The sequence below is a fragment of the Xanthomonas albilineans genome (genome assembly GCF_009931595.1).
Lineage (GTDB): Bacteria > Pseudomonadota > Gammaproteobacteria > Xanthomonadales > Xanthomonadaceae > Xanthomonas_A > Xanthomonas_A albilineans.
The window spans coordinates 63593-76092 of sequence record NZ_CP046570.1; the positions used below are offsets into that span (position 1 = coordinate 63593).

General features: G+C 62.7%; 10 protein-coding genes and 1 pseudogene. 7 read left to right on the forward strand and 4 right to left on the reverse strand.

What is annotated here, in order from left to right; all coding sequences use genetic code 11:
- Positions 1–259 precede the first annotated feature (259 nt).
- The gene (locus XaFJ1_RS00250; RefSeq protein ID WP_012914614.1) at positions 260–1441 is read left to right on the forward strand and encodes a GGDEF domain-containing protein; all 1182 of its coding nucleotides are present in this window, start codon (positions 260–262) and stop codon (positions 1439–1441) included.
- Positions 1442–1637: 196 nt separating this feature from the next.
- Here XaFJ1_RS00250 and XaFJ1_RS00255 read toward each other — a convergent pair whose 3' ends face one another.
- A complete protein-coding gene (locus XaFJ1_RS00255) occupies positions 1638–2762 on the reverse strand; it encodes an alpha/beta hydrolase (protein WP_080929656.1) in 1125 nt (374 codons plus the stop codon).
- Positions 2763–3048: 286 nt separating this feature from the next.
- On the opposite strand from XaFJ1_RS00255, the pseudogene XaFJ1_RS16450 reads away from it, so the two are divergent.
- From XaFJ1_RS16450 to XaFJ1_RS00275, 4 genes and pseudogenes are all read left to right on the forward strand, one after another.
- A pseudogene (locus tag XaFJ1_RS16450) lies at positions 3049–3319 on the forward strand (RpiB/LacA/LacB family sugar-phosphate isomerase); the annotation flags it as partial.
- 678 nt (positions 3320–3997) lie between these two features.
- A complete protein-coding gene (locus XaFJ1_RS00265) occupies positions 3998–4672 on the forward strand; it encodes a CsgG/HfaB family protein (RefSeq protein ID WP_012914616.1) in 675 nt (224 codons plus the stop codon).
- Positions 4673–4692: 20 nt separating this feature from the next.
- Positions 4693–5064 (forward strand): DUF4810 domain-containing protein, encoded by a 372-nt coding sequence (locus tag XaFJ1_RS00270; RefSeq protein ID WP_045757127.1) that lies wholly within the window; start codon positions 4693–4695, stop codon positions 5062–5064.
- Positions 5061–5726 (forward strand): DUF799 domain-containing protein, encoded by a 666-nt coding sequence (locus XaFJ1_RS00275; protein WP_012914618.1) that lies wholly within the window; start codon positions 5061–5063, stop codon positions 5724–5726. The genes XaFJ1_RS00270 and XaFJ1_RS00275 overlap by 4 nt, the downstream gene beginning before the upstream one ends.
- A gap of 60 nt (positions 5727–5786) precedes the next feature.
- Here the strand turns inward: XaFJ1_RS00275 and phhA are convergent, their stop codons facing one another.
- The gene (gene phhA, locus XaFJ1_RS00280; protein WP_012914619.1) at positions 5787–6677 is read right to left on the reverse strand and encodes a phenylalanine 4-monooxygenase; all 891 of its coding nucleotides are present in this window, start codon (positions 6675–6677) and stop codon (positions 5787–5789) included.
- A gap of 125 nt (positions 6678–6802) precedes the next feature.
- Here phhA and XaFJ1_RS00285 point away from each other — a divergent pair, with 125 nt between their 5' ends.
- Both XaFJ1_RS00285 and XaFJ1_RS00290 read left to right on the forward strand, forming a co-directional pair.
- Positions 6803–7285, forward strand: coding sequence for an Lrp/AsnC family transcriptional regulator (locus XaFJ1_RS00285; protein ID WP_012914620.1), 483 nt, complete (start codon positions 6803–6805; stop codon positions 7283–7285).
- 177 nt (positions 7286–7462) lie between these two features.
- A complete protein-coding gene (locus tag XaFJ1_RS00290) occupies positions 7463–7945 on the forward strand; it encodes a hypothetical protein (protein ID WP_049887152.1) in 483 nt (160 codons plus the stop codon).
- Between the two features lie 223 nt (positions 7946–8168).
- On the opposite strand, the gene XaFJ1_RS00295 is transcribed toward XaFJ1_RS00290, so the two are convergent.
- Positions 8169–9710, reverse strand: a complete 1542-nt coding sequence (locus tag XaFJ1_RS00295) for a mannitol dehydrogenase family protein (RefSeq protein WP_012914622.1) — start codon at positions 9708–9710, stop codon at positions 8169–8171.
- Between the two features lie 45 nt (positions 9711–9755).
- Positions 9756–12500: a glycoside hydrolase family 3 C-terminal domain-containing protein gene (locus XaFJ1_RS00300; protein ID WP_012914623.1), complete on the reverse strand. Its 2745-nt coding sequence runs from the start codon at positions 12498–12500 to the stop codon at positions 9756–9758.

The following is a 12500-nucleotide window of genomic DNA, read 5'->3' on the forward strand; positions in this document are numbered from 1 at the left end:
AGAGATAACCGGCCAATTTTAGCTGGTTGCGCGGTAACCGGCGTAGTGCGCGCCAGGGGTAGGCATTGCCTCCGGCATGTGCGCGATCTTTGCTCCTGAGGCACCGCTGGCAGTGGACAATGGCGTACCCGTGCTTTCTCATGCTCATGTCTGCCGACCTTGCAATACGTAGCGTCAGCGCTGAAGCGCTGAGCGTGGCACGGTCGCAAGTTGTGATCGTCACCGTCTTCGTCTCAGACTGTCGCCGACAGGGAATATCATGCAACACCACGACGAAGCGTCATTCGACACACCACCCGATGCGGCCTACGCCGCGCAGTTGCGCAAGGGCTTTGCCGCGTTGCGTTTCGATCCTGCCTTGGAACGGGTCTACCATCGCCACAGCAGCGCGACACTGGGTTTCGCCCAGCGCTTGGCCGCTTCGCTCGCCGTGTTGCTCGTGTTGCTGTTGTTGAGTTGGGAGGCGCTGTATTTCGGCCCCAGCGATGTTGGCGGGTTGATTGGGCATACCGTGGCGGTGCGGATGGCGAGCTTGTTGCTCTTGCTGTGGGTGGCGCTGTCCATCCATTGTGCGCGCAGTCATGGCCCGGCTCGTATCGCTTTGTTGCTGCTGATCGTCGGTACCGGGTTGGTGCTGTCGAGTGTCGGCTATCCGCTGCAGGAACTGCGGTATGCGGTTGTAGTCATCGCCTTGATCATCATGGCCGGTTTCTTGCCGCTCGGCTTGACCCTGTGGCAGAGCGTGGGGGTCGCCTTGGCACTGTGCGCGATCAGTGCGGCGGCTGGTCGTTTGTTGCTGGATGGCCCGGCGCAAGCCGGCTACCTGCGTTTGCAATGGTTGCTGTGGGCGGCGGTGCTGGTCGGTGTGGTGGGTGGTTACCTGCGCGAGCACGCACGCCGGGAGGAATTTTTGCAACAGCGCATCCGTGACGACGAAGCGCTGCGCGATGTGCTCACCGGCCTGGGCGATCGCCGTCGCTTCGACGAACATCTGGCGTTAGCGCTGGCCGAGAGTACACGCCTGCAACTCGGCCTGGCGCTGATTCTGGTGGAACTGGAAGGCTTCGCCGAATTCGCCCGTCGCCATGGCCCGCGTGAGGCCGACCGCGCGGTATTGGACGTGGCCGAGGCGATGCAATGCTTGCTGCGTCCGTTGGACGTGGTCATGCGCATCGGCGCGGACCGTTTTGGGCTGGTGCTTTACGACGCCAACGCCGCACATCTGCGCCAGATGGCGCCGGCCCTGCGCGACATGGTCGACATCATGGCGAGCGCGGACACCGGGATGGTCAGCGCACCGCTCAGCATCCGCGTCGGCGCGCTGCTCGCCACGCCCGCCGTCACCGCCACCGCGTTGATGCAACACGCCGAAGCCTTGCTGCAGCGCGCACGCATCGGCGGCGGCAATCAGGTGGTACTGGACCCGGAAACGGGTTGGTGACATCGCCACCGGTTTTGACCTGCGTTTTTGCCTGCAACATAGTCGTGCCGTCTCGACACAATCCGCATTGACGCATCCGATCCGAATAAAGCCGCTGCTCCCACGCGCCATCGACACACATGCGCCAACGGCGGCGCGGTGTTGCCGAGTGGCCGGCTGTTGACGAAACGGGACGAGGTTGCCGTGCGTGCAGTCTTCAATGCTTTCCGACGGATGGCGGGATCGGCGCGCGTTCGCGCGGATCGTCTTGTATCGTGCGCATCCATGTCAGTGCCAACCCCGGCCATGCCGCCAGCGGCAGGCCGGCGATGGAGCGCGTGCCGAAGCCATGGCCGCCATGTGCAAACACGTGCAACTCGGCCGGTACCCCGGCCTGGCGCAGTGCCTGGTAGAACAACAGGCTGTTCTCCACCGGGACCACCGGGTCGTCTTGCGCGTGTACCTGGAAGGTGGGTGGCATGCCGGCGTTCACCCGGTTCTGCAACGAATAGGCCGCCATCGTGGTGGCGTCAGGGTGACGGCCGAGCAGGCGCAGGCGCGACCCTGTGTGTGCCGTGGTGCCGCTGCCCATGTCGATGACCGGATAAATCAGCAGTAGGAAGTCTGGGCGCGCGCTCACCTGGTCGATCGCGTCGCCTGACGGATACACGCGCTCGGCATAGCGGGTGCCGAGGCTGGCGGCGACGTGACCACCGGCGGAGAATCCCATCGTGCCGATCCGGTGCGGGTCCACGCCATAATCGGCAGCATGCGCGCGAATCAGGCGCAATGCACGTTGTGCGTCGGCCAGTGGCTGGTCGCGTACCGCAGCGTTGTCGTCGGCCTCCGCGTCCGGTAGCCGATAGCGCAGCACGAATAAAGTGATGCCTGCCTGCTCGGCGAAGATCGGCAGCAAGTCGGTGGCTTCCTTGTCCAGTGCGATGCACACGTACCCACCGCCGGGAGCGACCAGCAGGGCGCTGCCGTTGGGTTTCTTCGGCCGGTACACCACCATGTAGGGTTGGTAGTGGCCGCTGATCAGGCGGTCGGGCAGCGCCGGGTTGGCGCTGTGGTCGACGATGCGCAGCGTCTGCGGTGCGGATGATGTGCCTGGGGCTGGGCCTGGCCACAGTGGCAGTCGTGCGGCCTGCTCGGCGGCGGTTTCGCTGGCTGCTCGCTCAGTCGCGGTGGCTGGGCCAAGTACCGTGAAAAACCCGACGATCACGATCAGCAATGCCGCGCACAGGCTGTGGGAACCGAGGTTGCCGGAACGATCGCTGTGCGCAGTGCGGTGGTTGTAGCCGCATGGCGCAGCCAGCTGCTTCGTCCTGCTTTCGATCATTTGCTCATGGAATCGATGCAACATCGTGGTTCCTCGCCAAGCATAGGGTTATGGACTGGAGTAGTCGTTGCAGGAGCACGGTTGCAGGCTATTTGCCACATGGTGCAAGACAACGCACGACCTTTGTGTTGCTGTTGCCGAATTGCAAGACGTTTGCAGCGCCGTATTCATTGCCAATGCTACCCGGCCATATGCGGCGGCGTGACATTGTATCGCCTCGCGGCGCAGCAATTCCGTTCTCCCGTGACAGCCGCCATGATGACGCGGTAAGAGCGTGCATAAGCGCATACTCGAGAAAGCTTTCAGTGGCGCGCGTGGCATGAGTTATCTGTTGGAGCGCTGCCAGCAGCAGCGCCAACGCCTGCCCTTTTGAGGTGGTCAAACGTGCCATGGCCACGTTCTATCTGGATGGTCTGCGTGCGCTGGAACCGGAGCTGGTCAAGCAAGCGGTTGGCGGAGTGCGTTTCCAGCAATGCTTTTTCGACAATCCCTAGGATGCGAAAGTCCGTGCCTTCGTCACAGGTGTGTTGAGCAAGGCGGAAACGGCACTGGCGTGATGCCGTGTCGATTGTAGGTGTGAAACTGTCTGCTTTTTCGCGAAGTCACCATGTCAACCGCACACTTTGCCTTTATGATGCCAGCACTGTCGGCTATACCCACCCCACAGCGCTGTTTTCTGTGCGGCATAAGGGACTATTACTTAAAGGGGCGATACACAAGCAAGGATGATCAGCGAAAGCAATCTGGCCGCTAGCAGCGGTTCGCTGTACTAATAAGAGAACTTCTGGCCTAGCTTCGTTCGGTGTACGCGACGTAGATCAGTGCGCAATGCCTGGTGGGTAGTTACCGCTGCGATTGCGAGCGAGCACCATGTGTGCTGTCAGTGCGCTTTTCTTGAGTCGGCCGATGCGACATAATGTGCAAACTCCCGCTGTACTTGCGGGTCCACATGGAGAGGTGTTTCTCTGCGTCATGCAGGAGAGTTATGGAATGACATCAATCGCCCTGTTTCCCCGTCCTTTCTCCTTCGTTTCTGGTGCGCGGTGCGCGCCGGGGGCCTGTGATGTTGAACGGGTGTGCCCGAGCGAGCGATAGGTCATGGGGATGTATCAAACCCACTGTCGATGTGGCCGACCGTATTGCGCATAGCTCTGTGCGCTGCACACCGCGCCGACAGGCAGGACAGTGTCTGCGTTCCAACGGTTTTTCGTAGCTGTACCAACAAGGGGTAATTGATGAAAGTTGTTGTAATCAAGGGGGCCAGCCTCGTGGTGCTTGGGTTGGCAATTACAAGTTGCGCGACCGAAAGCCACCAGAGTGTCGCGCCACAAACCGTAGCCGCCGCCAACATTCCTTATTCTGGTGCGCGCGCGCCGATCGCCGTGGGTAAGTTCGACAATCGTTCCTCGTTCATGCGCGGCTTGTTTTCCGATGGTGCGGATCGTCTCGGCAGCCAAGCCAAGACCATCCTCATTACCGATCTGCAGCAGACCAATCGTTTCCGCGTGCTCGATCGCGACAACATGGGCGAGATCAAGCAGGAGGCGGACATCAAACGGCAGGCGCAGCAGCTCAAGGGCGCCGATTACGTGATCACCGGCGATGTCACCGAGTTTGGTCGCAAGGAAATCGGCGACACACAGTTGTTCGGGATCATGGGCCGTGGCAAGCAGCAGCAGGCCTATGCGAAGGTCAGCTTGAATGTGGTCGATAGCACCACCTCCGAAGTGGTGTATTCGGTCCAGGGCGGCGGCGAGTATTCGTTGTCCAACCGCGAGATCGTCGGCTTCGGCGGCACCTCCAGCTACGACTCCACCCTCAACGGCAAAGTGCTGGATCTAGCGATCCGCGAAGCCGTCAATCGCCTCACCGCGGCTATCGATTCCGGCGCATGGAAGCCGGTCAAGTGACCTACAACGGACCATCAAAAATGAACAAGACGAACTCGCGTGTATTGCATTGGCTGGGTGTCTGCGCCCTCTTGACCCTGGTCGGTTGTGCCCACCAATCGGCATCGCTCTATCAATGGGGCAGCTATCAGGACCAAGTCTATAGCCACTTCAAGGGCGGTAGCCCGGAGCAACAAATCCAGGCGCTGGAAAAAGACCTGCAGGTCATGAAGGCAGCCAATCGCAGGCCGCCGCCGGGTCTGCAAGCGCATCTGGGCATGCTGTATGCCGAGACCGGCAACGACGCCAAGGCGCAACAATATCTTCTGGCCGAGAAGGCGCAGTACCCGGAATCCACCACCTACATCGATCTACTAATGAAGAACGGCCACAAAGAGAGGACCGCGCAATGAAGAACATCGCAAAAGTGGCCTGCGTCGCCGTCTTGGGTCTGTTGTTGAGCGCGTGCGCGACGCAGCCGAAATCCCGCGACTACAGCGCATACAAGGCCAGCAAACCACGCTCGATCCTGGTCCTGCCGCCGGTCAGCCATGCGCCGGATGTCGACGCCAGCCTGAGCGTGTTGTCGGTGACCACGCTGCCGTTGGCCGAAGCTGGTTATTACGTCATGCCGGTGGCGCCGGTCTATGAGACATTCAAGCAAAACGGCATCACCATCGCCGATGACGCGCAAGCGGTGGCGCCGGAGAAGCTACGTCAGATCTTCGGCGCCGATGCGGCGCTGTATATCACCATCGACAAATACGGTGCGGTTTATCAGGTGGTCAACAGCGTGGTGACGGTTGCGGCCAATGCCAAGCTGGTGGATCTGCGTACCGGGACGGTGCTGTGGGAGGGAAAGGCAACGGCCTCCAGCGATGAAAATAAGAAAGTTTCAGTCGGCGGCGGCGGCGTGCTTGGCATCCTGGTATCGGCGGCGATCAACCAGGTGATCAATCAGGCCACCGATCAAAGCCATCAGGTCGGCAACATGGCCAGCCAACGTCTGCTGTCCGCAGGATATCCGGGTGGCTTGCTGTACGGTCCTTACAACGCCAAGTACGGTACCGATTGACACACATGAATCCCGTGCCGATGTGCCGCAACCTGCGGCGGACATCGGCACGGGATTCGCTTACACATCGTCGCTGTCGCCCCAGCCTTTGCCACTGCCGCGCTGAAGTACACGATCGTCCGGCTGCACTTGCCCGGCCGGCAGATGCGTTTGGTCGGCCAGCGCTGTGTAGATCGGAGTGAAATCCGGTGCGGTTGCTTGCATGAGTTGCGCGAAGCTGTCGATGACGAAGTAGGTTTTTTGATAGGTATCGATGCGGTAACGCGTGCGCATGATCCGCTGTAGATCGAAGCCGATCCGGTTGGGTGCATCCGATTCCAACGCATACAGCGACTCGCCCTTGGATGACACGATGCCAGCGCCGTAGATGCGCAAGCCGGCAGGCGTGTCGATCAGTCCGAACTCCACGGTGTACCAGTACAAACGGGTGAGATGCTGCAGCGCTTGCGGGCCAATCGCATGTGCTTTTACTCCACCGCGCCCATAGGCCTGCATGTAGTCGGCAAATCGCGGGTTCATCAACAGCGGCACATGCCCGAACAAATCGTGGAACAGGTCTGGCTCGGCGATGTAGTCGATTTGTCCGGGCCGGCGGATCCACCACGTCACCGGGAAACGGCGGTTGGCCAGGTGGTCGAAGAAATCCAGTTCCGGCAGTAAACCCTCGACTCCGACCAGGGTCCAGCCGGTGGTGGCGGCCAGCACCGTATTGAGCTGATCGAACTTCGGGATCGCCTGCGGGCTCATGCCCATCGTGTCTTGTGCTTGCAGGAAGGCGTCGCAGGCGCGGCCGACCAGCAATTCGCGCTGGCGCCGGTACAGCGTGCCCCAGGTGGCGTGGTCGTCGGCATCGTAGCGATCCCAGGGTTGAGCGACCACCGTAGTGGTGTACACCGGCACATAGCCCTTGTCGGTGTGCTGGTGTTCGACGCGACGCGGTGCGATGTCCATGGCTGACCCTCCGGAGGGGAATGCCACGATGGTAGGCTGGAAGCGGCGCAATGGGTTTGCGCAGTTGTCTGGATTTCATCACCTCACGCAACATCATTGCAAAAATCGATGTTTCAGGGCAATAAATGACCGAATCAGCCGTCTTCGACCGCACCGACCTGCGCCTGCTCACGCTATTGCAGCGTCAGGGACGTGCCAGCAATGCCGAACTGGCCGCGCAGGTGAACCTGTCGCCGTCCGCCTGTCTGCGTCGGGTGCAGCGGCTGGAGGCCGAGGGTGTCGTCGCCGGCTACGTGGCGCGTCTGTCGCCGTCGGCGATTGGTCTGGGATTGCAGGCCTTCGTCCGCGTGCAGCTGGAAAAGCACGGACAAAGCGGCATCGCCCACTTTGCCGACAGTGTGCAGGGCTGGGACGAAGTGGTTGCCTGCCATGCGTTGACCGGCGACATGGACTATCTGCTGCATGTCTACGTCCGTGATCTGGCGCATTTCTCCGCATTTCTGCTGGACAAGTTGCTCAACGACGCCGCTGGCGTGGCCGACGTCAATTCCTGTTTCGTGCTGCGCACGGTCAAGGAATTCGGCGGCCTGCCCTTGCCGCGCGTCTGAAAACACGTCGGGCATCCGCCTGCTGCAGGCGGGCGTTTGCATGGCGAGTGTTTCGGCACACGCTGCCGTTGGTTTAGAGTGTCTACAAGACGAACCATCATGTGGTTGGGCGTGTTTATAGGATCTGTGTGTCGGGATAGAAATGAGCGACACAACTTCTTCAAGGAAAGCGTCAAGATGAAATTTCCACGTGATTTGAAGTTTGTCCCCTTCACACTGGCAGTGCTCGCTGGCAATGTGGTCGCCAATGCACAGGCTGAACCTGAAAAGATCACCACGACAACGACCAGGGTCGTGGAAGCCACGTACCTGCCGGGATCGAAGGAAGTCCGGCAAATCCAGCAGTGGCTGCTACTGCACGCCGATCCCACTGGAAAGATGGCAGGCAATCCTCGCAACCTGGGAACGGTGACGGTGAAATACACTGACGTGATCGTGGCACAGGGCAAAGCCGCCATTGATGTCGCTGCGCCGCCGCCGGTACCGCTTCCGTCCACTGGTGTCCCAGGCGGGACCTTTTCGGTGTCGACCTGCGGCGGCGGCGAGGCCCAGTCATGGACCTACGCGTGGGTGGCGAACAGTTCGGGTGGATCCTGGGTACCGACCGATTACCACACCTACCGGGCGCCGGCGTGTAGCAGCAACAATTCCGGCCACTAAGGTCCGGAAAATTTTGCAGAAAACCTGCATGCGTCCGCATATGGACGTTGGCTGAAATCTCTGCGCTTGTTCTGCTGTGAAGTAAGCTAGCGGCATCATTGCGTCGCGGCAGTCTGCGGCGCTGCCGCGACAATCAGGCGCGGCAGCGTTCACTTGCTGATGTGATCGCAGGAGCGAGGGGAAGCCACTCTCCTGCGATTTTTCGCTGCTGGCTCAGCGGAACTTATCGAAGAAGCCCTGGCGGACTCGTCTCGCCGGAGCCTAGGTCGGTCGAGCACGGACACCCCGAAATAACGGCGTGGTTCAACATCAGCACGAGAGTTTCTCGCGTTTCTGCTGCACTTCCGTCGCCTAACGACGCATACGCACGTTGTAGCGCATCAACGAAGCGTCGATCCTTCGACAGCGGTGCAAACACCGTATCCAGGGTGAGGAAAGCATCCACGTCCTGCACGTCATCGCTGCCGGCGGCACGGCCTATTTCCCGTAGCGTTTCCTGCAGCGGATCGATCAGCGGCACATCGCGATGCGCTTGGTGCCGCACGAAGTGCATCCATGCCGCCAGCGGTAGACACAGGCGGTCGATGCGATGGCCTGCAGCTAGCGCATCGGCGAGGGTGCCGAGCAGGCGCACCGGCAGTTTCTGCGATCCGTCCCAGGCGATTTGCGCAAGTTTGTGCGCGATGGCGGGGTTGCGGAAGCGCGTCAGGATGGCGTCGATATAACGCTGCGGATCGAAGCCGGACAGTGCTGGTAGCGTGGGGGTGATGTCCTCGCGCATCAGCGTTTCGATGAAGGTGGCCAATGGCGTGTCGCACATGGCATCGGCGACGGTTTCCAAGGCGAGCAACGTACCGAGGTAGGCCAGCGCCGAGTGCGGACCGTTGAGCAGGCGCAGTTTGGCGCGATCAAAACCGCCGATGTCTTCGCTCAGGGTCACCCCGACCCGTTCGAAGGCCGGGCGACCGTTGCAAAAGCGGTCTTCGATCACCCACTGGCTGTAGCGTTCGCGCTGGATCGGCCAGGCGTCGTCGTAGCCCAGTTGAGTGGCGATGCGTTCGCGCAGGGCGGCATCGCTGGCTGGGGTGATGCTGTCCACCATCGAGCGCGGGAAGCTGGCTTCGGCCTCGATCCAGGCAGCCAATGCCGGGTCGATGTGGTGCGCGAAACGCAAGACAGCGCGGCGCAGTTTGCCGCCGTTGTCGTGCAGGTTGTCGCAGCTGAGCACGGTGTAGGGCGCCAGGCGCAGACGCCAGCGTTGACGCAGGCCGGCGACGAGATACCCGATGGCGCTGCGCGGCGCATGTGGGGCGGCGAGGTCGTGCGCGATGTCCGGATGCGCGAGGTCGAGATGCTCGCCAGTCAGGCAGTAGCCTTTTTCGGTGACGGTCAGCGTGACCAGGCGTACCGCCGGGTCGGTCAAGCGTGCGAGGACGGCAGCTTGCTGGTCTTGTGCGCACAACACTTCGCGGATGGCGCCGATCACGCGCAGTTCGGGTTGTGCGTCGAGCAGGGCAAGTGTGTACAGACCGTCCTGCGCACAGAGTGCATCGCGCACCTGCGGGTTGTGCAGGGAGACGGCGCTGATCGCCCAATCCGGTTCGCTGGCCAGCAGGTCGTCGAGGTAGACGGCTTGATGCGCGCGGTGGAAGGCGCCTGCGCCGAGATGGACGATGCCGATGCGCACGCGGTCCAATGCGTAGCTTGGGCGTGTGATGGCGAGCGGCAGCGTGTGAAGCGTGGCGCTGCCGAGACGTGGGAGCATTGGAGTGGTCACGGGAAATCCAGGTGGCGCAGGGCGCGATGGCGGTCAGCGGTGTGGATGCGGGTGTGACGATGACGCCGCCGTGGAGGCGGGTTGCACGCTGAAGCGTTCGCGCACGCGCACGTCCGCGCTGGAAGCGCCGACTTGCAGTTCGTAGTCGCCCGGATCGACGACATAGTGTTTCTGCGCCTCGTCGTAAATGCGTAGATCGGTCTGCGGCGAAATAGTGAAGTGCACGTCGCGGCTCTCGCCCGGCGCCAGGGCGATGCGTTGGAAGCCGCGCAGTTCCTTGATCGCGCGCGCGCGTGTCGGCGCCAACGGATGCAGATACAGCTGCACCACCTCGTCGCCGGCGCGGGTGCCGGTGTTGGTCACCTTCAGCGTGGCGCTCAGCTGACCATCGGCCGCGACCTTGCGACGATCCAGGCGCAGGTCGGAATAGGCGAACTGGGTGTACGACAGGCCATGCCCGAACGGATACAGCGGGGTGCCGGCGAAGTAGCGGTAGGTGCGGCCACGCATCGCATAGTCGTCGAAGGCGGGCAAGGTCTCGCTGGCCTTGTAGAAGGTTACCGGCAACCGGCCACCGGGGTTGGTATCGCCGAACAGCACGTCGGCCACGGCGCTGCCGCCGCGCTGGCCGGGATACCAGGCCAGCAGGATCGCCGGCACATGTTCCTGCGCCCAGTCGATGGCCAGCGCCGAGCCAGTGGTCAACACCGCCACCACCGGCTTGCCGGTCGCCGATAGCGCTTGTAGCAGCTCGCGCTGCGGCTTGGGCAGGCGCAGGTCGGTACGGTCGCCGCCAGCGAAGCCGGGATAGTTGACCTTCATCTCCTCGCCTTCCACGTCGCCGGTGAGGCCGCCGACGAACACCACCACGTCGGCGCGGCGTGCCGTGTCCAGCGCTTCCTGCAATGGCGGTTTGGCCCCGGGCACCCGCCAGGCCAGACGCACCGCGGCGTCGTGCTCGGCTTCGTAGTACTCCAGGCGTAGGTCGTAGACATGGCCGGCTTGCAATTGCACGTCCACGCCGTCGCTTTGCAGGCGGTCGCTGGGGGTCCAGCGGTCGATTAGGCGCTTGCCGTCCAGGAACAGGCGCACGCCATCGTCGGCGGCGGTTTCCAGGTGATAGGTGCCGCTGACCGGGGGCACCAGCTTCCCGGTCCAGCGGATGCTGAAATGGTTCGTCGGCAGCGTCTGCTGCGGACCGACTTCGCCACGCGCGAGCAGGGTGTCGGTGGGTGAGCCGCGGTCCCAGCGGAAACCGATCTGCGGGTCCACCCGCACCAGGGTCGGGGTACCGGACAGATCGGGGTTGCGGAAATATTCGCCGCGCAGGCCGCGTTCGGCCGAATCGCTGGAGGGACGCAGATATTGCGCTTCAATCAGCGGTGTGGCGGCCGGATCGCTGCGTCCTTCCACCAGGTCGGCGCCGCGTGCGTACAGCACGTCGGCATCGGGTGCGGCAGCGCGAATGCCCTGCAAGATGGTCACTGGCGTGGCGGGCGTGCCGTAGTAGTTGCCGAGCAATGCCATGGTGTCGTCGGCGGTGGGCCCGATCACCGCGATGCGTTTGTGCTTGGCGCGCGACAACGGCAGCAGGCCATCGTTCTTCAGCAGCACCAGCGATTCGCGCGCGGTGCGTCGGGCCAGGGCGTCGTGTTCGGGCGATTGGTTGACCGAGATGGGAAGCTGCGCCCAGCGCAGTTGTCCCGGCGGATCGAACATGCCCAGCCGCATGCGCGCGGTCATCAGCGTGCGCAGCGCCGCGTCGATGTCGGTTTCGCCGATCAGACCTTGCTGCACCGCCGCGGGCAGGGTGGCGTATTCCTGGCCGCATTCCAGTTGCGTGCCGTTCTTGACCGCCAGCGCGGCGGCCTGCTCGCGGGTGGCGACGATCTTGTGGTTCTTCCAGATGTCCACGATGGCCCAGCAGTCGGAGACGACATAGCCGTGGAAACCCCAGCGTTCGCGCAGCACGTCGCGCAACAGGAACTTGCTGGCGCTGGCCGATTCGCCGAAGAGGCGGTTGTAGGCGCCCATCACCGCGTCCACCTTGCCTTCCTTGACCAACGCTTCGAAGGCGGGCAAGTAGGTTTCATACAGATCGCGTTGCGAGGGGCGTGCGTCGAAGTGGTGACGTTCGGACTCCGGGCCGCTGTGTACGGCGAAGTGTTTGGCGGTGGCGTCGAGCTTGCGGTAGGTCTCGCCCTGCGCGTTCTTCGGCGCATCCGCGCCTTCGCCCTGCATGCCCTGCACGAAGGTCACGCCCATGCGCGCGGTGAGAAACGGGTCCTCGCCGTAGGTCTCCTGGCCGCGTCCCCAGCGCGGATCGCGGAAGATGTTGATGTTCGGCGACCAGAACGTCAGGCCCTGGTAGCGCCCATGTTCGCCACGACGCAGCGCCTCGTGATGCTTGGCGCGCGCCTCGTCGCTGATCGCGGTGGACACCTCGTGCATCAACGGCAAGTCGAATGTCGCCGCCAGGCCGATCGCCTGCGGAAACACGGTGGCGCCACCGGCACGGGCCACGCCATGCAGGCCTTCGTTCCACCAGTCGTAGGCAGGCACGCCCAGGCGCGGAATCGCTGGCGCTGCGTTCTGCATCTGCGCGACTTTTTCTTCCAGTGTCATCCGTGCGACCAGATCGTCGGCGCGCTGGGCGAAAGTGCGCTGGCTGTCCAGGTAGGGCGGCGGTGCTGCGATGCTGGCTGCCGGTGCGAGCGCCAGCAGCACGCTGGTCGCCAAGACGGTGCGTAATGCGCGGTGGGAGTCGTTGCTGTGCAT